Source organism: Paenibacillus urinalis (genome assembly GCF_028747985.1).
In the GTDB taxonomy this organism is placed as follows: Bacteria; Bacillota; Bacilli; order Paenibacillales; family Paenibacillaceae; genus Paenibacillus; species Paenibacillus urinalis.
In genome coordinates this window covers 4647449-4670588 of record NZ_CP118108.1, presented here as the reverse complement: position 1 = coordinate 4670588, position 23140 = coordinate 4647449, and the positions used below count along the sequence as shown (strand labels likewise).

22 protein-coding genes are annotated in these 23140 nt (G+C 47.4%); 21 read left to right on the top strand and 1 reads right to left on the bottom strand.

Features of this window, described 5'->3' with window-relative positions; all coding sequences use genetic code 11:
- Positions 1–132: 132 nt before the first annotated feature.
- The 18 genes from PUW25_RS21660 (at position 133) to PUW25_RS21575 (ending at position 18974) form a co-directional block, all read left to right on the top strand.
- Complete coding sequence (locus PUW25_RS21660; protein WP_047913704.1) at positions 133–405, top strand: hypothetical protein; 273 nt, start codon at positions 133–135, stop codon at positions 403–405.
- A 275-nt stretch (positions 406–680) separates the two neighbouring features.
- A complete protein-coding gene (locus tag PUW25_RS21655) occupies positions 681–1589 on the top strand; it encodes a COX aromatic rich motif-containing protein (protein WP_047913705.1) in 909 nt (302 codons plus the stop codon).
- A gap of 29 nt (positions 1590–1618) precedes the next feature.
- Positions 1619–3601: a cbb3-type cytochrome c oxidase subunit I gene (locus PUW25_RS21650; RefSeq protein WP_047913706.1), complete on the top strand. Its 1983-nt coding sequence runs from the start codon at positions 1619–1621 to the stop codon at positions 3599–3601.
- Positions 3601–4218, top strand: coding sequence for a cytochrome (ubi)quinol oxidase subunit III (locus PUW25_RS21645; RefSeq protein ID WP_047913707.1), 618 nt, complete (start codon positions 3601–3603; stop codon positions 4216–4218). The genes PUW25_RS21650 and PUW25_RS21645 overlap by 1 nt, the downstream gene beginning before the upstream one ends.
- Position 4219: 1 nt before the next feature.
- Complete coding sequence (gene cyoD / locus PUW25_RS21640; protein WP_047913708.1) at positions 4220–4555, top strand: cytochrome o ubiquinol oxidase subunit IV; 336 nt, start codon at positions 4220–4222, stop codon at positions 4553–4555.
- A 191-nt stretch (positions 4556–4746) separates the two neighbouring features.
- The gene (gene deoC / locus PUW25_RS21635) at positions 4747–5424 is read left to right on the top strand and encodes a deoxyribose-phosphate aldolase (RefSeq protein ID WP_047913709.1); all 678 of its coding nucleotides are present in this window, start codon (positions 4747–4749) and stop codon (positions 5422–5424) included.
- Positions 5425–5589: 165 nt separating this feature from the next.
- Positions 5590–6420 carry a 5-dehydro-4-deoxy-D-glucuronate isomerase gene (kduI, locus tag PUW25_RS21630; RefSeq protein ID WP_047913710.1) on the top strand — a complete coding sequence of 277 codons (831 nt, stop codon included), beginning with the start codon at positions 5590–5592 and terminating at the stop codon, positions 6418–6420.
- Between the two features lie 20 nt (positions 6421–6440).
- A complete protein-coding gene (locus PUW25_RS21625) occupies positions 6441–7193 on the top strand; it encodes a DeoR/GlpR family DNA-binding transcription regulator (protein ID WP_047913711.1) in 753 nt (250 codons plus the stop codon).
- An 18-nt stretch (positions 7194–7211) separates the two neighbouring features.
- Positions 7212–7964, top strand: a complete 753-nt coding sequence (gene kduD, locus PUW25_RS21620) for a 2-dehydro-3-deoxy-D-gluconate 5-dehydrogenase KduD (protein WP_047913712.1) — start codon at positions 7212–7214, stop codon at positions 7962–7964.
- A 29-nt stretch (positions 7965–7993) separates the two neighbouring features.
- Complete coding sequence (locus PUW25_RS21615) at positions 7994–8836, top strand: sugar phosphate isomerase/epimerase family protein (RefSeq protein WP_047913713.1); 843 nt, start codon at positions 7994–7996, stop codon at positions 8834–8836.
- A 76-nt stretch (positions 8837–8912) separates the two neighbouring features.
- The gene (locus PUW25_RS21610; RefSeq protein ID WP_338000038.1) at positions 8913–9866 is read left to right on the top strand and encodes an ABC transporter ATP-binding protein; all 954 of its coding nucleotides are present in this window, start codon (positions 8913–8915) and stop codon (positions 9864–9866) included.
- Positions 9859–12090, top strand: coding sequence for an ABC-2 family transporter permease (locus tag PUW25_RS21605; protein WP_047913714.1), 2232 nt, complete (start codon positions 9859–9861; stop codon positions 12088–12090). The genes PUW25_RS21610 and PUW25_RS21605 overlap by 8 nt, the downstream gene beginning before the upstream one ends.
- Positions 12083–12808, top strand: coding sequence for a hypothetical protein (locus PUW25_RS21600; RefSeq protein ID WP_047913715.1), 726 nt, complete (start codon positions 12083–12085; stop codon positions 12806–12808). Before PUW25_RS21605 ends, PUW25_RS21600 begins: the two co-directional genes overlap by 8 nt.
- A 29-nt stretch (positions 12809–12837) precedes the next feature.
- On the top strand, positions 12838–13458 hold the full coding sequence (locus PUW25_RS21595; RefSeq protein ID WP_205055099.1) for an RNA polymerase sigma factor: 621 nt from the start codon (positions 12838–12840) through the stop codon (positions 13456–13458).
- Positions 13442–14341, top strand: a complete 900-nt coding sequence (locus tag PUW25_RS21590; protein ID WP_205055098.1) for a hypothetical protein — start codon at positions 13442–13444, stop codon at positions 14339–14341. The genes PUW25_RS21595 and PUW25_RS21590 overlap by 17 nt, the downstream gene beginning before the upstream one ends.
- Positions 14338–15204: an ATP-binding cassette domain-containing protein gene (locus PUW25_RS21585; protein ID WP_205055097.1), complete on the top strand. Its 867-nt coding sequence runs from the start codon at positions 14338–14340 to the stop codon at positions 15202–15204. The genes PUW25_RS21590 and PUW25_RS21585 overlap by 4 nt, the downstream gene beginning before the upstream one ends.
- A gap of 107 nt (positions 15205–15311) precedes the next feature.
- Entirely contained in the window at positions 15312–16694 is a 1383-nt protein-coding gene (locus PUW25_RS21580; protein ID WP_338000037.1) for a homocysteine synthase, read from the top strand.
- Between the two features lie 327 nt (positions 16695–17021).
- The gene (locus PUW25_RS21575) at positions 17022–18974 is read left to right on the top strand and encodes a heavy metal translocating P-type ATPase (protein WP_205055095.1); all 1953 of its coding nucleotides are present in this window, start codon (positions 17022–17024) and stop codon (positions 18972–18974) included.
- 155 nt (positions 18975–19129) lie between these two features.
- Here the strand turns inward: PUW25_RS21575 and PUW25_RS21570 are convergent, their stop codons facing one another.
- Positions 19130–19861, bottom strand: coding sequence for a ZIP family metal transporter (locus PUW25_RS21570; protein WP_047913720.1), 732 nt, complete (start codon positions 19859–19861; stop codon positions 19130–19132).
- A 333-nt stretch (positions 19862–20194) separates the two neighbouring features.
- On the opposite strand from PUW25_RS21570, the gene trxB reads away from it, so the two are divergent.
- The 3 genes from trxB (at position 20195) to nagZ (ending at position 23017) form a co-directional block, all read left to right on the top strand.
- Positions 20195–21136, top strand: a complete 942-nt coding sequence (gene trxB, locus PUW25_RS21565) for a thioredoxin-disulfide reductase (RefSeq protein ID WP_047913721.1) — start codon at positions 20195–20197, stop codon at positions 21134–21136.
- A 54-nt stretch (positions 21137–21190) separates the two neighbouring features.
- Positions 21191–21427, top strand: coding sequence for a glutaredoxin family protein (locus PUW25_RS21560; RefSeq protein ID WP_047913722.1), 237 nt, complete (start codon positions 21191–21193; stop codon positions 21425–21427).
- A 168-nt stretch (positions 21428–21595) separates the two neighbouring features.
- On the top strand, positions 21596–23017 hold the full coding sequence (gene nagZ, locus PUW25_RS21555) for a beta-N-acetylhexosaminidase (RefSeq protein ID WP_193746104.1): 1422 nt from the start codon (positions 21596–21598) through the stop codon (positions 23015–23017).
- Positions 23018–23140 lie beyond the last annotated feature (123 nt).

The window sequence follows — 23140 nt, the reverse complement described above, 5'->3', positions numbered from 1 at the left end:
TAATGACCTTTAATTTCAAAAATAATGAAAAATTTTTGACTAAATTTTGAACAAATAGTGAACAATTCTTGTTGAAGTGTGATATATTAAATGTAGTAAGCACTTACAAAATTTAGAAGGAGTTGACTTACGATGATTGTGAACAAACCAGCACGTGTCAGCGCTGCCCGAGAGAAGGATGATCGAGCTGTACGCATGGTGTTCATGATGACAGTGATGGCCTGGGTAGCCTTAATTACGGGCGTAGTCATCTGTTTGTTTAATCTGCATGCACTGACGAACAGCAACATGGGAATTATGGTAGGCATAGGCTTTTTGGTGGGTAGTGTCTACATTTACTTTATAGGAAAAGCAATGGGTCTTCTCGATCTCCATAGAAAAGATCAAGAGACCGAAGATCAATAAAGTGAGACATACGAGGGAGAGGGAAATGACTGTTTCAAACAGCTGTATATTTGGTAAAGAGCCTTAGCCGACAAACCCAAATGGTTTGAGTGGCAAAGGCTCTTTTTGTTGCGGAATGCAAGGAAATAGATCATTTGTGAGAAAAAATTCACAAAATTTGTGATCAAATTCGACAAATTTGTTAACACCCGTTTTATTGTCATGAATTTCTGATATCTTTAGGGGGAAGATAATAGCATCGTTTGTAATTGCGCATTAAAGGAGAGGGGATCAAGATGGATAAAAAACCTAGATCGCTTTCCAAAATCATTCTTGCAGTAGTGATTACGCTCGTTACCTTGGGCGTTATGATATGGTCACTGTTTGCAGATGAGAACGGAAAATACGTTGTACTCGATCCAAGTGGACCGATCGGCGAGGCACAAAGGGATTTGATCATAATATCAACCATTTTGTGTGCGATCATCATTGTACCTACATTAATACTCGTCGGTGTTATTGTATGGAAATACCGTGACACACCTGGAAACAAAGCGAAATATTCACCGAACTGGGCGCACAGCACAGTTGCCGAGGCGATATGGTGGGGACTTCCTATTCTAATCATTATCGTACTTGGTGCAGTCACTGTGCGCTATACGTATGCAACAGAGCCTTCGAAACCGCTCGTGTCTGATAAGGAGCCGATTACGATTCAAGTAACCTCCCTGGACTGGAAATGGTTGTTTATGTACCCGGATTCGAATGTAGCGACTGTAAATACACTGACGATTCCTGAAGATACACCAATTCGTTTCGAGCTGACTTCGGATGCACCGATGAACTCGTTCTGGATTCCGGAACTTGGCGGACAAATGTACACGATGTCGGGTATGGCTATGGTGCTTCATCTTCAAGCCGATGACCAGGGAACCTTCATGGGTTCAGGGGCTAACTTCTCTGGAGAGCATTACACAGATATGAAATTTGATGTAAATGCGGTTTCCGAGGAAGACTACAACAACTGGATTAATGAAGTGAAGCTGAACTCTCAGCCGCTTACGGCTGAAGGCTATGATCAGCTCTCTGATCCAAGTGTTGAGGAAGTTCAATATTTCTCAGCATTCCCTGAAGGACTGTTTAACGATATCGTTACTAAATACGTAGTGGATAAAAAAGAATCTGCTGAAACAACGCACGAATAAACATTAGCTCGAAAGGAGGCCCTTCATTCATGTTAAGTGATTTGTGGGAGTTCCTGACGACAGAGTTTTTGGTAACAGGCGATCCCCTTATTTTAGGGGCACAGGTATCTATCGGCCTAGCATCACTTGCGATCGTCGTCGGACTCACTTATTTTAAAAAATGGGGCTGGCTCTGGAAAAACTGGTTGACGACCGTTGACCACAAAAAAATCGGTATCATGTACATCTTGGCCGCGATTCTAATGATGTTCCGCGGTGGCGTGGACGCGCTTATGATGAGATTCCAGCTGGCTTTACCAGGTATGGAATTCTTACATGCGGATCACTATAACCAAGTCTTTACTACGCACGGAACGATCATGATTTTGTTTATGGCAATGCCATTTATGTTCGGTCTGTTTAATGTGGTTGTACCTCTTCAGATCGGGGCGCGAGATGTCGCCTTCCCTTATCTGAATGCTGTCAGCTTCTGGCTGTTCTTCCTAGGTGCAATGCTGTTTAACCTTTCATTCGTAATCGGGGGTTCACCTGCAGCCGGATGGCTCAGTTATCCACCTTTATCAGGGCTTGAATTTAGCCCGGGGGTAGGACAGAACTTCTATATATGGGGGATACAGATATCCGGTATCGGTTCCCTCGCCACAGGGATTAACTTCCTTGTAACGATTATCAAGATGCGTGCTCCAGGTATGACTTGGATGAAAATGCCGATGTTTACCTGGTCCGTATTTGCTACCAACATTATTATTTTGTTTGCATTCCCGATCCTGACGGTTACTTTGTTCTTGCTCTTCATGGATCGTTTCGCAGGAACGCATTTCTTCACGCTGGATCTCGGGGGTAACCCGATGATGTATATCAACCTCATCTGGATGTGGGGTCACCCAGAGGTTTATATCGTTGTCTTGCCAGCTTTCGGTATCTTCTCCGAAATCGTGGCGACTTTCTCTAGAAAGAGATTGTTTGGATATAAATCGATGGTATTTGCAATGCTGATCATCAGCGTACTGTCCTTCTTCACTTGGGTCCATCACTTCTTCACGATGGGATCAGGCGCCGATGTCAATGCATTCTTCGCGATAACGACGATGTTGATTTCGATACCTACGGGTGTCAAGGTCTTCAACTGGCTGTTTACCATGTATCGCGGACGAATTCGTTTTACGCTTCCAATGATGTGGACCATTGCATTCCTGCCGTGCTTTATTATCGGGGGGATGACAGGTGTTATGCTGTCCGTTGCGCCGGCTGACTTCCAGTTTCATAACAGTTACTTCTTGATCGCTCACTTCCACCAGGTTCTGATCGGTGGTGTCGTATTCGGTTACTTTGCTGGTATGTACTACTGGTGGCCGAAGCTGTTCGGATTCAACTTGCCGAACCGCTGGGGACATTGGGCATTCTGGACATGGAACATTGGTTTCTATATCACATTTATGCCGCAATATGCACTTGGACTAATGGGTATGACTCGCCGTCTGTACACGTACGGATGGGATACAGGCTGGGCAACGCTGAACGTGGTATCTTCAGTCGGGGCATTCCTAATGGGTGCCGGCTTCCTGTTCCAGCTCTTGCAAATTGCAGATGGTATTCGAAAATACAAAGAAAACAAGGTCGGAGCGGATCCATGGGATGCTCGTACACTCGAATGGTCTATTCCTTCTCCGGTACCTGAATATAACTTTGCTTTCGTTCCAAAAGTCGATTCTGTCGATCAATTTTGGGAGGATAAACAACGTAAAGCTACGGGCGCTCATCAAACGCAAACAGCTGAGCCATCATATGAGCCAATTCATATGCCGAAAAACACAGGTGTTCCATTCGTGATGTCTGTCTTCTTCTTTATCGCAGGCTTTGGGTTTGTATGGGATTGGTGGTGGATGTATATCCCTGGACTGCTTGGCGTGGTTGCAACTCTGTTTGCACGCTCGTTCCAGTACGACACGGATTACTACATCCCGGCTGAAGAAGTTAGACGTACCGAAGCAGCCTTGAGGGGGTCGGTATAATGGCACACACAGCAGTAAATAATCATCATGATGATCACGGTCACGACCATGGTCATCATGATCCACAGGAACTAAAGACTTTAGGATTCTGGCTATTTCTAATCTCTGACTTGATTCTGTTTTCTGTATTCTTTGCAACCTATATCGTGTTGAAGGATAATACGGCAGGCGGACCAGAAGGGCCGGATCTGTTTAACATGACGATCATTATTATCAACACATTCGTCCTGTTGACGAGCAGCTTCACGAGCGGACTTGCTATTCTTGCAATGAACCGCGGAGATAAGAAGGGACTCACGATCTGGCTGATTGTTACAGCTGTACTGGGTCTGACATTCTTGGGTCTTGAAATTTACGAGTTCACTGAAATGGTTCACCACGGAGCTCTGATTACTACGAGTGCCTTCACCGGTGCCTTCTATACTTTGGTTGGTACTCACGGCGCTCACGTAACGTTTGGTCTGTTCTGGATGTTCGGTCTGCTTCTCCAATTGAAGAAGCGCGGAATTACTCCTGAGATTCGTGGTAAAGTAATGAACTTAAGCTTATTCTGGCACTTTTTGGACGTCGTTTGGATCTTCCTCCTTACGATCGTCTATCTGATGGGGGTGATGTAAGATGGCGGAACAGCATAATCATGCACATGAATCTCATGAGGAGCATGGATCACTTAAATCTTACACCATTGGATATGTCATCTCGATTATCCTGACCATCATTCCGCTTGTTGTCGTTCTGAATGACATGTTCAGTAGAACCGTAAACATGGTTATCATTTTGATCATGGCGGTACTGCAGTTTGGGGTACAGCTCCTATTCTTCATGCACATTCGTGATGGAGAAGCAGGTAAGCCGAAGTGGAACGTTATGGGTCTGATTCTGGGTATCCTGCTCGTGCTTACAATCGTTGTAGGCTCGATCTGGATCATGATGAACAACCAAGTGGCTCACTGATCCTGATAAGAAAACGTGTCTTAGCAAGCTAATCTATAATGAATGAGCACCTTGCCTTTCTAACCATCGAGCAAGGTGCTCTTTTTTGGTCATGCACATGAATAGATCTGGCCTGCCTTTGCAAACCTAATTAGTATTGGTATGATTAGATATGGAGCAACAGAATAAAACAAATAGTGAGGACGATAAAAATGAATCAAACAGCGATTTCTCCTTTGGTTGATCATACACTGCTTAAGGCGGATGCCCGCAAAGAGGATGTTATCAAACTGGCAGAGGAAGCGAAGACTTACGGGTTTGCATCCGTATGTGTCAATCCTGCATTTGTAGCGACTGCTTATGAAGTGCTGAAAGACACACCTGAGGTTAAAGTGTGCACGGTTATCGGTTTTCCTCTAGGCGCAACAACTTCTGCGGTAAAAGCTTACGAAACAACAGATGCTATTAACAATGGAGCTACCGAAGTGGACATGGTGATTAACATCAGTGCGCTTAAAGATGGCAATGATGATTACGTTCGCGAGGACATCGCGGCGGTCGTCAACGCAGCTAAAGGCAAAGCACTGACCAAAGTCATTATTGAGACCTGCCTCTTAACGGATGAAGAGAAGGTACGTGCGTGTGAGCTGGCTGTACAAGCTGGTGCTGACTATGTGAAGACTTCCACGGGCTTCTCTACAGGTGGAGCGACGAAGGAAGATATCGCTCTCATGCGCAAGACGGTGGGGCCTGACGTAGGCGTCAAAGCCTCTGGAGGGGTGCGCAGCAGCGAGGATGCATTAACGATGATTCAAGCGGGAGCTACCCGTATTGGAACTAGCGGCGGCGTTGCGATTGCAAAAGGCGAGCGTTCTGACAGCAGCTACTAATTAATTCAAAATTAGAATGGTAAGCGATCCTAAGTGGGGTCGCTTTTTTTATGTAGTTTTATTTTTTCATTGATAAAGGGTACACAAATCGACTTAAATAAACTAAAATAAACCTATATGAACTTTCTTCCAAATAAACTATGCATACGAAAGGATTGATATCAGATGCAAAACCGTTACGCTGCTCATCCCAATGAAGTGAAGAACTATGATACCAGCCGTCTACGTGAGGAATTTTTGATTGATCACTTATTTGCTAAAGATGAACTTGTTACCGTATATTCTCATGTGGATCGCTATATCGTAGGATCTGCGGTTCCAGAGTCCCAAGATATCAAGCTGGAAGTGAATTTGAAGGATATTGGGACGGACTTTTTCCTGGCTCGTCGTGAAATCGGTATCATTAACATCGGTGGTCATGGAACGGTATCTGCCGATGGGGTACGGTATGAGATTGGAAGTAAGGAATGTCTGTATATCGGCCTAGGTGTGAAGGAAGTGATCTTCCATTCAGGCTCAGGAGAAGCGCCGCAGTTTTATTTTGTATCCACCCCTGCCCATCATGCTTACCCGACGACGAAGGCAACACAGCAGGAAGCTACACCGGCTCACTTAGGCAGTATTCAAACCTCGAATGAAAGAACCATTTATAAATACATTCATGAAGGCGGAATCAAGAGCTGTCAGCTGGTTATGGGGATCACAGAGCTTGATCCGGGCAACATGTGGAATACGATGCCTGCGCATACGCACAATCGCCGTTCTGAAGTGTACTTGTACTTTAATCTTCCGGAGGATGGCGTTGTATTCCATATGATGGGTGAGCCTGAAGAAACGAGACATCTGGTTGTCCGTCAGGGTCAGGCTGTAATTTCGCCGAGCTGGTCGATTCATAGCGGTGTAGGAACGAGCAATTACACGTTCTGCTGGGCTATGGCAGGAGAGAATCAAACCTTTGATGATATGGACGGCGTGAAGATGACGGAGCTGAAATAACAGAGAAAGTTGAATGAAATATGAACTCAATGAAACGACATGAAAAAATAATGGAGCTGCTCATTGCCAAGCAGGAAGTGACAGTGAATGAGTTAAGTGAGCTCCTTGAAGTGACTGGAAAGACCATCAGGGAGGATCTGGACAAGCTGGAGAGCATGGGTCTCCTCGTGCGGGTGCATGGGGGAGCCATGCTGGCCCAGAATGATCAATATGGCATTCTGACCAGTATGGGTGCGCTGGAGAAGCACAATCCCGAGAAGATCGAAATTGCAGAGCGGGCCATGACTTACATTGAGCCGTATGATGTCATTGCCTTGGATGGAGGAAGCACGACACTTGAGATGGCACGACTGCTGGAGAATATTCCGCTGACGGTTATCACCAATGATCTGTTCATCATTTCCGAGCTGACCCGTAAGGATCAGATTCGGCTGGTGGTGCCAGGCGGGTCCAGGGTCAGAAATATGCTGGTTAGTGATGAGACGGAGCAGTTTATATCCAGCTTGAACATCCACAAGGCGTTTATTTCGACGACGGCTCTGCATCCTGAATTCGGTTTTTCTATATACACGGGTGATCTTGTTCCTCTCAAAAAGGCACTGATCCAAACGGCCCAGCATGTCTATGCTGTAGTGGATCATTACAAATTCGGTCGATTTGCGCTGCGTACTTTTGCAGCCTGCCAAGAGGTCGATGTGATTATCAGTGACAAAGCGCTTACGGATGAAATGAAGACTCCATATGAAAGCATGGGAGTAAAGATTGATAATTAGCGGGAGGCATAGAGGAGTATGAACAGTTTTGATCTCAGTGGTAAAGTAGCGCTGGTTACCGGTACCTCCGGTGGGTTAGGTCAAGGCATGGCCATCGGTCTTGCAGAAGCAGGTGCCGATATCATTGCCGTTTCTCATTCCATGCCAACAGAAACGGTGCAGGCGATTGAGCAGCTGGGCCGTAAGGCAGTGGGAATTCAGGCTGATCTGAGCAAAGAAGAAGAGCTTCCATCGATCTTCGAACAGGCACTTCAGTTTCGGGGAAGAATCGATGTCCTTGTCAATAATGCGGGCATTATCCGCCGTACGCCGGCAGCGGATCACGGAGCTTCGGACTGGCATGATGTCATCGACCTTAACCTGAACACTGTATTTTTCTTAAGCCAGCTGGCTGGAAGACATATGATTGAGCGCGGCAGCGGCAAGATTATCAGCATTGCTTCCATGCTGTCTTACCAAGGCGGTATTAATGTACCTGGGTATACAGCGAGCAAGCATGCGGTAGCAGGCTTAACCAAAGCCCTGGCGAACGAGTGGGCAGGCAAAGGAATACAGGTCAATGCGATCGCTCCAGGATACATGGTGACGAGCAACACTCAGCAGATCAGGGACGATGAGAACCGCTACAAGGATATTACAGCTCGGATTCCAGCTGGACGCTGGGGAACGCCGGAGGATCTAAAGGGTCCAGTGGTATTTTTGGCTTCCTCCGCTTCAGATTATTTGAATGGACACGTTCTGAATGTAGACGGAGGCTGGCTCGCTCGTTAATGCTCACTTAAGAAGGAGGTTACGAGAACATGAAACTGGGAGTTTTGGCACATACGTTTGGTAAACAGCCCACTTCAAGTCTGGCAGCTCGCATTGCAGGCAGCGGGTTTACATCGATTCAGCTCGCACTGGCCAAGGCACTGTCGGATATCGATTCTTCAAATGGTAAACTGAGCCCGGGTCTGGCCAATTGGGTAGGGGAGCAATTCCACAAGGAAGGCATACGGATAGCGGTGCTGGGCTGTTATATTAACCCGGTCCATCCGGATGCTGCGGTAAGAAAGTCTGAGCTGGCACGCTTCAAAGAGCATTTGCGTTATGCTCGTGATTTTGGCTGCAGTATCGTAGCCACAGAAACAGGAAGTGTAACCACGTACAAAGAGACTCATCCGACCTCCTACGAGGAGCAGGGATTTCAGGTGCTGCGTGAATCGGTGCTTGAGCTCGCTGAGGAAGCGGATAAATGGGGGGTTCACGTGGCCATCGAGCCTGTGTCTGTCCATACCTTACATACGAGAGAGCATATGCAGCGTTTGTTCGAGGAGGTTCCGTCATCAAGCGTCGGGCTGCTGTTTGACCCATGCAATCTCATCAAGGTAGAGCATGTCGTGGACCAGACGGAATTTTTGCGAGATGTGTTTGATCAGCTGTACGAGCGAATGATTGCCATCCATGCGAAGGATGTTGCTTTTGATGTGAGCGGCAAGAAGTACAATCCTGTACCCGGCGAAGGAATACTGGATTATCCTTTATTTTTTGAGCTTCTCAAAGTCTATAAGCCTCATATCGATATCTCTCTGGAAGGTGTAACCGCGGAGCAGGCAGATGATGCAGCAGCCTATCTACGTCGCTTATGGCATGCGGACAACTAGTTCATTAGCGGATAACAAAGTATTTCCCAATTCATAAAATCTCTTCTCATGTAACAAAATGAGAGGAGATTTTTTTGTGCGTTCCAAACTTTTTCTTGCACCATCTCGTTACAGCATCGAAACCGCGCGGAAATACCATAACGAATGGGGTACAACGAAACATATGATCACGACTCAGAATTTAACCAAATCATATAAAGGACATCTTGCTTTGGATGATGTGACCTTGACCTTCAACGAGGGCATGGTAGGCCTGCTAGGACCCAACGGTGCGGGCAAAACGACTTTTCTAAGAGTTATGGCTACATTACAGAAACCGACATCAGGAAGTGCAAGCATCTTCGGGGTACCGCTGTCACAGCCAGAGGAGGTACGCAGACAGATTGGATATCTTCCGCAGCATTTCAGTGTGTATCCACAGCTTACTGGCAGAGAGTTTCTTGATTATGTAGGTGTGATGAAAGGGATCCACGCTTCAAAGACCCGTCAGGAGGAGATTGAGTGCATACTTGATCAGGTGAATCTTACCGACAAGGCAGACAAGAAGGTACGGACCTATTCAGGCGGAATGAGGCAACGCCTTGGGATTGCGCAGGCACTGTTGGGTTCTCCTAAGATGCTGATCGTTGATGAACCAACCGCTGGTTTAGATCCAGAGGAAAGAGTTCGATTTCGCAATATACTCACCCGGTTCAGCGTTGGGAGAATCGTACTCTTGTCAACGCATATCGTTGCAGATATTGAGAGTAATTGCAGGCAGATCGCCGTACTGTCCAAAGGGCAGCTGGTTTTATCCGGCGAATTATCCGATCTGGCTGATGTTGGTGACGACAAGGTGTGGCAGGCGGTGCTGAACGATGAGGAATTGCGTCACATCGACCCCATGATGATCGTATCGACCCAAAGATTAGAAGAGGGAGTCTCCTGCCGCATCATTAGTGATGATGCTCCGCATCCAGCCGCAATGGCGGTTAAGCCGACACTAGAAGATGGCTACCTTGCTCTGCTTGGGAGAGAACGTCATGCATAAGTGGGCGAAGCAATATGAGATGGAATGCCGTTTATTGTCCCGAAGGGCCATGCTCATGTCTCTGCCAATGGTGTATGCTGCATTTTTTTGGCTGGTGATGTATTTCAACTTTAAAAATCCAATGCAAAATCTGTATTACAGCATAGATCGTATTCAATCGGTCGGGCATACGATGACGCTTGGTGTGGCGATCTTCCTAGGTATAACGCTTGCACGCCGGGATCTGGCAAAATCTGCATATGATTGGGTGAAGAGCTATCCGATATCATCTGGTGTCCAGCTCACAGCGAAGTATGCTGCCATTCTCAGCTACTTGACGATATTCACGATCCTTATTGCCGCAAGTATGCTCATCGCAGGGCAGATCAGTGGTCTGGAGGTGACGATCGTTTGGCCGCGCGTGCAGTATTTCGCTATACAGTACGAAGTGTCCTATGCCGTCACGGCCGCTCTCGGGATGCTGCTTGGTGTCATCATCAGTAACCGGGCTGTGTACTTGATCGGATTCTGTGCCTGGATATTCGGTACCTTTTTCATGGAGATCTTTGTACTGGAGCGCTATGGCTGGCATCTGCTGAAGACATTTCATCTGAGCCAACTGTTCATCGAAAGCGGGAAATGGTATCAGACCTGGAGTGTAGCATTGTTTGCCGATGAGAGGAATGCTTCGAGAGTGTTTGTTCTTATGTTCGCCATGCTCTTACTTGCGGTTTCCATTCTTGTTCTGAATTATAAGCGTCCGGTGCGAAGGACGTCCCATTCCTGGATTGCTGCTGTGTGCATACTTGCGGTGTGCGCTGGGACGTTCATTCCCTACTCGTCCATATGGGCGGAGAAGAATGACCAGATTCAGGCCATACTGCACGATCCTAATGTAAAAATGGAAGGTGAGTCAGGTGGTGAGCATCAGAATATCTTTGCCATTTCCTCATATGACCTCTCCATCACTCAGAAGGAACAGGACATCCTTGAAGGCTTCGCAGTGATGCGGCTGGAAGCAAAGGCAGTGGATAGAGAGGCTGATGCGCTGAAGTTTACACTGAATCGTGCTTTTGCGATCAAAGAGCTTCATATCAATGATGAGCCTGCTTCCTATGATCGCGAAGGGGATTGGATAACAGTTCGTGTCCCAGAATATGCGAACGAGCCGACTGACTATGAGATTGTGATTCGTTACCAAGGAAAGCTTGTAATCCCTTCAAATAGCAATTTTGACGTATACTACTCTTTCAGTTCGGGGGAAAATACGTATCTGGGCGGTATGATCGGCTGGTACCCTATACCGGGCACGCAAAGCATCTATGAATACCGAGTGGGTGCAGCGGAAGAAGATCGAACTTTACTCCTTGCCAATACGCTGCAGGTTGAACCTGTAGATATGCGGGTTACTTTCCGCAATTTTAAGAACGAGATGTATACGACACTGGACAAGATGGAATTAAAGAGCAGGGCAGAAGCAGGGGATCTGGCAGCGTCTGACGAGGATCAGGTATTTGCGGGGCGTGTGACGTCACCTCTGACAGCCATCGGAGCATCGTTTTCGGAGATGACAAGTGAGATCGTGCCTCTTAAAGTGTACTCAACCCCTTTTGCACAGCGCTCTGTACAGCATGTGATGTCCTTGGTGGAAGAACAGTTTGCCTATTTCAAATCATGGCTTCCCAGTCTTCAACCGCAATTCAAGCAGTTGTATATGTATGGTGATCCGCTCTACCTGAGCAGCTTATCTGATATTCACAATGCGAGCTATATTCATAATGATCTTAATTCTTCATATGACGCTTTTACGGCCAGAAATTGGATGAATGCTCTGATGTTTGGTGATCAAGCCGGTGCAGATATGCTCTTGGCTACCCTGAGCGAGCGCAATCAATTAACTGAGACGACTGCTGATATCAGACATCTGATTGGAATGATCTGCTGGTATGTCTATTACCTCGATTACGAGCATGAGCCGCAGCATGAGGCCATGAGTAACTCGATGCTGGCTTACTACTTGATGAGATATGACGCGCTGAGCAGTGACCTTCATCATATGGCAGCTCAGATCATTAGCCAAGTCGATCAAGCCATGCAAGCAGGACAGACTGACCAAGTGAAGCAGGTGCTTCATCATTTTTATAAACAGGATCTCAGTGTGCCGCCGGTGAAGCCGAATGAAGTTGATTTTATTACACCGCAGCAGTGGAATAAGGTCTGGGACCAGGTGATGTCTGATGAGTAATCGCTGTACATCTTGGCTGCGAATGGAGCTGAAGGGGATGCGCAGCGGATCATTCTGGCTGGTTGTCGCAATATATCTGCTGCTGCTCGGGACGATCCTGTTCCGAACCTTTGAGCATGAGGCTGCACCTAATCCAATGCAGTATAACGAGACGTTGTCTTTCTTATTATGCACGATGGTTGCGATGCTCTTCTTTCAGCGTGAATGGGGAGGCGGAAGTATGGAAACCATCGCTTCCTATCCGATGAGTCTGACTGCAATGACGATGAGAAAATGGGGCCTGGCCATCATTCTTATGCTGATTGCCCAAGCAGGCTGGATGACCTTGTATGTACTAAGATTCGGACAGATGACAGCTCTAACGTACCCTTGGGATGGAGGAGAAGCTATAACAGATACAGTTCAAAAGATCGAGCTGTTAATTCAGCCTCTGCCTGCGATGATGTTCATGATCTCCATAACGATCTTCGGGATGGTGCTGAGCCAAAAGCTATACGGTGGTCTGGCGCTAGGCTTTGCCTGGTGGCTGCTTGATACGATTACGACGGGTGCAATATTACGCTATTTTACGTTATATACAACCTATTTGGACATGCGAGAGGTACCTTTTGTGCTGAACCGCTTACTGCTCGTGGGTGTGTCGCTCATCCTGTTAATCGTAAGCTGCTATGTCGTTAATCGCCGACAACGATACACCAAAGATCAGGAGCTGGAGTAATGGTTTAAAGACATGGAAGGAGGGATGCTGTGCTTACCGATGAGCAATTGGCACAAAAAATGAGCGAAGGAGATCAGGAGGCGTTTGAACTGTTGGTAGGCAGGTTTCATGGTCCTCTCCTTCTATACGCTGCAAGGCTGCTTGGAGACCGGGAGAAGGCTAAGGATATGGTTCAGGAAACGTTCATTAAACTGATCCGCCATCTGCGAGAGCAAGGCGGTCTTGATCATGTAAAAGCCTGGCTATATCGTGTGGTGATGAATTTGTGCCGGGATTATTGGAAGAGTGCCGCCACGGTACGTGAACGAGCAGCAGGGGAGCAAATGCCTGACAAGGAGGATCCTCACTATAATGCGGAGGAACAATATCTCCAGGGAGAGACTGCAGACGAGATACGAACAATGCTCGGTGAACTGACAACGATGCAGCAGCAGGTGATAACCCTCCGTTTCTATGAGGATATGAAGCTGCAGGAGATTGCCGAACTGCTGGATATTCCGCTAAGTACAGCAAAAAGCAGTCTATACGCTGCTCTCCGTCGTCTGAAAGTCAAAATACTGGACAAGCCAGAGCTCTATGCGTCGATGCCGAATCTCATGACGGATAAGTTTACTGAAAGCGAGGTGTATGCCCATGAATCCAAGAGCTGATACAGGTCTCGAACCGCTGGAGAAGGAGCTTCGCTCTGTTTTCCCGCGCAAGGAGGTTGCGCCTCCTACCCAAGAAGAGACAGTGCTGCTTCTGTCTTCGCTGCAAGGAGAGTTTGAGCTTCTTAAAAATAACAAGGCTGACACAACAGCAATTAGCAGTGACCCGGAAGTCCAACGAATGAATAACCAAAGTGAACAGTCCACTGGCGCTTGGGCAGAGGGTTCTATTCCTAAGCCTTCTCTGCAAAATCTGTTAAAAAGCCAGATGCGCAGAAATCAAGCAGCGATCTTCGGTACGGGGTCAGTTCTGTTTATGCTGCTCGCCGTCCTTATTGATCCCTATCGACCCAATCAACTTTATGGTAATTCAAGCTTGACGATATACTCCATAACGACACCGCTGCTGTTACTGGTCGCGCTGCTGTTTACACTGCGTTCAGGGGACCGGGGGCTAAGATCGGTGGAGAGAATTACGCCCTACCCACTGGCATTGATTGCATACAGCCGGGCTCTGTTGACATTTCTAACGGTGCTTGTGCTTGCACTTCTCAGTAATGGAATCGTGTATCTGAGAACGGCGACAGTGGGTGGCGATGTATCCCACTTCGGACATTTTGTCCTGGTGTGGTTGGGGGTAACACTGCTAACTGGCGGGTCGGCAATGTCACTTCTGTTCTACAGAGGAGTGAAGGCGGCCATGCTCGGTTCTTCTGTCGTCTATCTAATATGGCTGGTGGTTCAGCAGCAGCTGTCCATTACGGAGAGCCCCGGTTCCCCCATCTTGTTATGGATCGACAGCCTCGTATTCGTTGCCGGAGCTGCCTTGATCCTATTTGCACACTACAGAAGCCGGGCACTTATTGCTGGAGTGAGGAAGACATGATTACGCTAAGTCAAATTCGGCAGCAAATGGGCAGCTTTGTATTGGACATTGAATCTTTAACTCTGCATAATGGATTAACTATTCTTGTTGGAGAGAACGGAGCGGGAAAGACGACGCTGCTAGAGCTTCTCGCTACCGTGAGCGAAGTGCAGAATAATGGCGAGATCCACTATGAAGGCAAGAGGGCAGCAGGCTATGATTTATTACTTGTGCGGAGCAGGATGGGATATGTCCCCTCTTCTATGGAGCTGTACGGGAGTCTGACGGTTTATAATCAGCTGCGTTATTTTGGTGAACTAAAGGGCATTTATGATGATGCAGTGTTTAGAAAGCTGCTGCTGGATTTTGACCTCGAGAAAGCTGCAGCTGTCAAGATTCGAAAACTATCAAGTGGCATTGTCCGCAGAATTCATATTGCGCAAGCGATGCTTACGAATCCACTATTCCTGCTGCTCGATGAGCCTATGAATGGACTTGATGCTGCTTTTCGTAGAAGTATCATTTCATATTTGTCCCAATCGGCTCAGCATCGCACCGTAGTAGCGGCTTCTCATGAGCTGCAGGAATGGGATCGAAGTGCGGATTATGTACTGTGGCTGGATCGGGGCAGGGTTGCTTTCTACGGCTCCACCTATGAATGGACTCAGCGGGTGACAAGTGAAGTGTATGAAGGAGAAGTCAGCGATAAGGAGCTGGCTCAAATCCCTGAGAGCTGTATCATTGCGCGAAGAGCAATACCAGATGGTCATGTGGTTCGGCTGTTCGAGGCAGGTCAGTTAAACTCATCTTTTCATAAAGTAACTCCAGGTATGGAGGATGCTTATTTTATCAGAAAAAGACTACAATCCCCTCGTAAAGATTAAAGCGAGGATTTGTGGTCTCTTTTTTTTTGGGGTTCGTTGTTAGCAAAATCAAAATAAATAATTATTATAGGAAAAGTAGGGATTGACCTTTTCAAAGTTAACAAATTATGAGAGAATATGGAAAAAAAGCAGCGAGCTTTTGCCCCGCTCAAGAGGAGGAAAACAGAAATATGTCTAATGAACAAAAAGATTACGCATTTGAGACTCTTGCTGTACATGCAGGTCAGGAAATTGATCCAACAACGTTATCGCGGGCTGTTCCTTTGTACCAGACAACTTCGTATGCTTTTCGTGACAGTGAGCATGCGGCCAATCTGTTCTCCCTTCAAGAATTTGGTAACATCTATACCCGAATTACCAACCCGACTACAGACGTATTCGAACAGCGAATGGCTGCTCTTGAGGGCGGGGTAGGGGCGCTCGCTACTGCCTCGGGTCAAGCAGCCATCACTTTTTCTATTCTGAATATTGCTGGTAGCGGCGACGAGATTGTGTCAGCTTCAAGTCTGTACGGAGGCACGTACAATTTATTCTCTACGACGCTCGCCAAGCTTGGGATTACAGTTAAATTCGTTGACTCGCAAGATCCGGCAAACTTTGAATCGGCTATTACAGACAAGACCAAAGCCATATATGCCGAGACGATCGGCAACCCACAAGGTAATGTGTTAGATATAGAAGCGGTAGCTGCAATTGCACATAACCATGGCATTCCGCTAATTGTAGATAATACGTTTCCCAGTCCATATCTGCTGCGTCCGATTGAGCATGGTGCCGATATCGTTGTCCACTCAGCAACCAAGTTTATCGGCGGGCATGGAACCTCGATTGGCGGTGTGATTGTAGACAGCGGTAAGTTCGACTGGGAGGCAAGCGGGAGGTTTCCAGGATTAACAGAACCAGACCCAAGTTATCACGGGGTTGTATATACCGAGGCTGTTGGGCCGCAAGCCTATATAATTAAGGCCAGAGTCCAGCTGCTAAGGGATCTTGGATCAGCGATCTCACCATTTAATTCATGGCTGCTGCTGCAAGGACTTGAGACCCTTCATTTGAGACTTGAACGGCACAGTGCTAATGCACTTGAAGTAGCAAAATATTTAGAGCAGCACCCGGACGTTCTGTGGGTGAGCTATGCGGGGCTTCCAAGCCACCCTTCTTACAGCATTGCACAGAAGTATCTGCCTCGAGGTCAGGGAGCCATACTAACTTTTGGAATTAAGGGAGGAGCAGCGGCAGGCAGCAAGCTGATTGAGAATGTTAAACTGTTCTCCCATCTGGCCAATGTAGGGGATTCCAAGTCACTTATCATCCATCCGGCAAGCACAACGCATCAGCAGCTCTCAGAAGAAGAGCAGATCGCGGCAGGCGTCAATCCAGAGCTGCTCCGCTTGTCGATTGGAACCGAGAACATTAAGGATATACTCGCTGACCTGAAGCAGGCCATTGAAGCGAGTCAGCTAGATCTGAGCGCGGCTCATTCATCCTAAATTAGGTTCGTCAAGGAACCCCAAGCCCTTATTGACAGGGTTTGGGGTTCCTTGCATTACTTATTCAGTTTCCCTCAAATGAAGTTTCAACATTTTTATTTACAATTTCTGTGGGCCAGGTATATAATACAGTAAAAGTTGCACAACACAAAAATAATTGTATAAATGCAAAAATGATTATCATTCTCAGTGATGTCAACATGCCATTTTTACGAAAAACCATGCTGCTTCGGGCTTCCCGAAGCAGCATGTGTCATTTTAAGGCCATTAACAATGGCTCTCATTCTCAATTAGAAGTGAAGCGATGAAGAAAGGATAGTGAAGAATATGGAGGCTATTCAGCAAAGAATAAGTACTGCAGCACAAGTGGATGAACAAGGGCTATCTCCTCAGCGTCCCGGACGCAAAAGAGGTCCGAATTTCAAAATGATGCTTAAGAACAGGGAGATGCAGGCGGCCCTCGGCAGCGGAGTCATGATGCTGGCCGCATGGGGGATCTCAGGCAGCTATGAGCTTATTTCTATCGTGCTGTATATAGCAGCTTATACGATAGGAGGATGGGCCAAAGCCAAGGAAGGTGTGGAGACACTCGTCAAAGACCGGGATTTGGACGTGAACCTTCTCATGATTGCTGCAGCCATGGGCGCAGCAGCAATCGGATATTGGAATGAAGGGGCGATGCTCATCTTTATCTTTGCGCTCAGCGGTGCGCTTGAGAGCTATACGACGGAACGCAGTCATAAAGATATCTCCTCCTTGATTGGGTTGAAGCCAGAGACTGCGCTGCGGCTGAAGGATGGGGCAGTAGAGCAGGTTGCAATCGAGCTGCTTCAGCCTGGAGATTTACTGCTGGTTAAACCGGGTGAAATATTGCCTTCTGATGGCAAAGTATACAAGGGCTATTCCGCTGTGAACCAAGCTTCTATTACAGGAGAATCGATTCCAGTGGAGAAGAGTGCAGGAGATGAGGTATATGCCGGCACAATGAACGGCGAAGGGGCTCTATATATTGAAGTGACTCAGCCAGCCGATAATACATTATTCTCGAAGATCATCAAATTGGTAGAGGAGGCGCAATCCGAGGTCCCGGCTTCTCAGCGGTTTATTGAGAAATTTGAAGGGATTTATGCCAAATTAGTTGTCTTGATTACTCTCGTTCTTGTTCTAGCGATGCCGCTGCTGTTTGGCATCCCCTGGGGAGATGCTTTTTATAAGGCGATGGTATTCCTGGTTGTTGCTTCTCCGTGTGCTTTGGTTGCTTCGATCATGCCAGTAATGCTGTCTTCGATCTCAAGCAGTGCGAGAAGAGGGCTATTGTTTAAGGGTGGAGCACACGTAGAGAATATGGCGAAGACGGCGGTGGTGGCCTTTGACAAGACAGGGACCTTGACGAGAGGCGTTCCTGAAGTTACCGATTTGATCGCGGCCTCCGGGTATGACGAGATGACCCTTCTATCTCACGCGGCAGCAGTGGAAAGTCAGTCTACACATCCACTGGCAGAGGCGATTGCAGCAAGGGCGATTGCAGCTGGAGCACAGCGGATCCAGGCTGACGATGTCCAGAATATCACCGGCTGGGGAATCAAGGGCAGAATTGCCGGGCAGTTATGGAAGGTAGGTAAAACAGATGTGCTGGATGAGACCGATGCGGATCCGGCTTGGATACAGCTCAGGTCAGAGCTTGAGCGTGAGGGCAAGACGGTCTCCGTTATTATGCAGGAAGATCACATTGCGGGCCTGATCGCGATGCGGGATACGGTTCGTCCACAAGCAATGAAGGCGGTGAAACGGCTGCAAGAGCTTGGTATCAAGGTAGCCATGCTGACGGGCGATCGTCAGGCTACAGCTGATGTCATTGCGAAGGAAACGGGAGTTGATCTCGTTTATGCCGGTCTGCTTCCAGAGCAAAAAGTAGAGAGAGTTCGCTCCCTGCGTGAGCAATATGGCCATGTCGTCATGGTTGGCGACGGCGTTAATGATGCTCCTGCACTAGCTGCGGCAACGGTAGGTATGGGCATGGGAATGTCGGGCAGCGGAACGGCCATAGAGGTCGCAGATGTGGTGCTGATGAACGATAACATTGAAGAGATCGCGTGGAGTGTGACACAGTCAAGACGTGCCGCAAGAGTAGTGAAGCAGAACATCGTCTTTGCCATTAGCGTGATCACCATTTTGATTGCAGGAAATTTCATTTCTGAGCTGGCACTTCCTCTCGGTGTGATTGGACATGAGGGCAGTACAATTCTCGTGATTCTCAATGGACTTCGATTATTAAGGTGAATGGATCACATAGACACGAGCACCATAATAAAAGCGCCGTTTGCTCCTGCAGGCTTCAAGCCTGGGGCAAACGACGCTTTTTGCTGCTATATAACGTAAGCTTCGTTCTCATAGGATTCATGAAGCCTGTGAGAAAAATTTGCTGTAGGATCGGATCAGAATAACTCGGTGAGTGTAATCATCGTAATCAGTCCCAGGATGAAAGAGATCGTCGCCACTCGCTGGTTGCCGTCTCCATGGCTCTCCGGAATAAGCTCCTTATATACGATGAACATCATGGCTCCGGCTGCGAAGGCAAGGCCATAAGGCACGAGTCCATCAACGACACTACTAAGCGAATAACCGATAATGCTGGTCACAATTTCTACTGCACCCGTTAAAGTGGCAATACCCAGTGCCTTGAACCGGCCGATATTCTGATTAACGAGGAAGAGAGCAACGAGAAACCCCTCCGGCGCATTTTGCAGTCCGATGGACAGCGCAATCAAATTACCTAAGCTGTCATCTCCACTGGCATAGCTGACGCCGACAGACAAGCCTTCAGGCAAGTTGTGCATCGTTATGGCAGCAATGATAAGAAACGCTTTGCCTTCAATATTAAAGGGACGCGATTCTGGATTTTCCAGATCAATATGCGGTATATACATTTCCAGCACCAAGAGAACGATACTGCCCGCAAGGATCCCTATGAACAGAACCAATAGATTAGATTGACCCAGTGCTTCTGGAATAAGACTGTAGAGTGAAGCTGAGGTCATAATTCCGGCCGCATAGGCCAGCAAAATGTCCCGGAGCCGGTGTGTGACCTTGCGCATAAACAAGATCGGGATGGCTCCAAGCCCTGTAGACAGAGCGGATATAACACTTCCTATTAATGCTTCAACCATATCTTTTTTTACTCCCTCCTCTAATGCAGCACATCTATAATTCAGGTGACATCAACCGACAAATGAGCATTGACATCGACTTTGAAATTGCTCATAATGATGACTAGATTAGAATTATTATAAATTATGTATTCCATTTCCGTAAAGTTGACGATTTCTTGAACAGGTGGAGTCATTCAATACATTATTCATGATCCTTTTTCTGGTGACAACTCTTTTTTGAGTTTATGTTGTGTTACAGGTTCTAATACATATTGTATGTTTGCTTGACACCAGTTCATTCAAAGTATGTATATTGCAGCAATTTGCGGATAGCAGCGGGAGGTTATTTAAATGTATAAATCAGTCATTATCGGTACAGGCCCTGCGGGTCTGACAGCAGCGATTTATCTCGCTCGTGCCAATCTAAGTCCACTTGTCATTGAAGGCCCGGAACCGGGTGGTCAATTGACCACGACGACTGAAGTAGAGAATTTCCCTGGCTTCCCAGAAGGAATTATGGGACCAGAGCTTATGGATAATATGCGTAAACAAGCCGAGCGTTTCGGTGCTGAATTCCGCACAGGTTGGGTGAACAGCATTGATATGGCTCAGCGTCCTTTCAAGATTCAAGTTGAGGGGCAGGGTGAGATCGTGTCCGAAACCGTTATCTTGTCTACAGGAGCATCTGCCAAGTATCTTGGAATTCCTGGGGAGCAGGAGAACGTGGGTTATGGTGTCAGCACTTGCGCGACATGCGACGGCTTCTTCTTCCGTGGTAAAGAAATCGTAGTGATCGGCGGCGGTGATTCCGCTCTGGAAGAAGCGAACTTCCTGACTCGCTTCGCTTCCAAAGTAACACTGGTACACCGTCGTGAAGAGCTTCGTGCTTCGAAGATCATGCAGGACCGTGCCCGCAGCAACGAGAAGATCGAGTGGGCGCTTAACCGTACACCGGTTGAGATTGTTGCTGGTGAAGGCGGAGTTAAGGGCGTTAAGGTGCTTAACAATGCTACTGGAGAAGAAGAGATGATTGAAGTAAGCGGCGTATTCGTAGCGATTGGTCACAATCCGAACACGGGCTTCTTGAACGGCCAAGTAACGATTGACTCCAATGGTTATATTGTTGTGAATCCTGGAACGAGCGAAACGAACGTTCCTGGCGTATTCGCTTGCGGTGACGTACAAGATACACGTTATAGACAAGCCATTACAGCAGCAGGCAGCGGATGCAAAGCAGCGATTGATGCTGAGAAATTCATCGAAAGCCTGGAGCATAGCGCAGTTGCTAACTAATAGAGCTTTAGCTTAACTTATTAATTTAAAATTTCTTCTTACGAGGTGAATATGATGGATAAAGCAATAGTATATACTTCTACCAACTGTCCGCATTGCCGTCAGGTGAAGAGCTATCTCACAGAGAACGGCATTGAGTATGAAGAGCGCAATATCGAACAGAGCGACGAATTTGCACAGCAAGTATGGGATATGGGGCTTCGTGCAGTACCTGTAACCGTGCTTGGCGAGCACCGTATCGTTGGCATGAACAAATTGCAGTTCCACAAGGCACTTAATCCGCAAGGATAAGATATGAAGTCGTAGCATAACCGCACCCTGTGTAGTAGTTGTTCCCTCACCTAATAGAGAACAGAGGCATCGATAAGATGGATTTGTTCTCGGTTACAAGAGAGTAAGGGACACAGCCGCTGAGGGGTGCGGTTTTTCTTTTTGCTGTAAGATGGGTAGTATAGTGTTGTGAATAACATTAGAAAGATGCAACGAAAATGGGGCGATGTCGGATTGAAAAGAGAATCCTATGGATATAGAAGATGGGTTAACTACATTTTAATACTGCTGGCAGTTGTGCTGCTCACCTCTTGCAATGCAGGGGATTCAGGTACTTCCTTACCAGAGCTGCCCGGCTCGAATCGCGGACCTGACGAAGAAGGAGCGAACTCCGGCTCCGATGCACCATCCGATTCAGATGCTGGCAGCGAATCGGAATCGGATGCAGAGGAGGGCCAAACATCCATACCACCGAAGCATGACGATCAAGATCTATTGCCTGAGCAGGAGGCGGCCATGGAGCAGCTCGCTAACCTGTCAATCGAGGACAAGATCGGACAAATGATTATATCCGGTTTTCCTGGGACAGAGCTGGATACAGAAGCAGAAGATTTAATTCGTAAGGGACAGCTGGGCGGTGTCATCTTGTTTGGCCCGAATATCCATGATCAGAAGCAGCTTCAATCCTTGATCAATGAAGTCAAGAAGAGCAATGGAGAGGGACAGCTGCCCTTGTTCATTTCTGTGGATGAGGAAGGGGGACGCGTCTCAAGGCTTCCTGAAGGGAAAACAGAATTTCCATCGAACCGACAGATAGGGAAGTATAACAATGCGGATTTATCTGCCCAGATCGGAAGTGTCATTGGGACAGAGCTCGGAGCGTTCGGTTTTAATCTCAATTTTGCTCCGGTGCTCGATATTTTCAGCAATCCGGAGAATACCGTGATAGGAAACCGTTCGTTTGGAGATTCGGCAGAAACGGTCTCCGAGCTCGGTATTGCTACTATGAAAGGGATGCAGGAAGCCGGCGTCATTGCGGCTGTGAAGCATTTTCCAGGACATGGAGATACGAAGGTCGATTCGCATATTGGCCTGCCCGTTGTTCAGAAGACGAAGGAAGAGCTTGCTGAGCTGGAGCTGGTACCTTTTCAGGCAGCGATAGAAGATGGGGCAGACATGATGATGGCTGCGCACATCCAATACCCTCAGATTGATGCTTCACTCCGGCCTGCTTCCTTGTCAGAGGTCATGCTCAGTGCTCTGCTCCGTGAGGAGATGGGATATGATGGGGTTGTCATTACCGATGATCTTGAAATGGGTGCAATTCAGCAAAATTACGGATCCGGTGAGGCAGCACTGATGGCAATTCAGGCAGGAGCCGACGTCGTACTGTTCGGTCATACACCAGCCAAAGCGGAGAAGGCGTATAACACGCTTTTACAGGCTGTGCGGAAGGGAGAGCTCTCGGCTGAAGATATTGATCGGAAGGTGCTCCGGATTCTAACTCTTAAATACAAATACGAACTAACGAATGAGCCGGTGGAGGAATCGGCATTGCAGGTCGTGGGATCAAGTGAACATCAGCAGATTGCGGATCAGCTGAAAAAATAAAACCAGTATAAACTAAGGCATCATACGTGAAAATACCCTGCGGACTAGACTCTATGTTAGAGTCATAGCCCACAGGGTACAATTAAACGTGCTGATGCCTATTACTGCTGTTTTAAAAGAAAT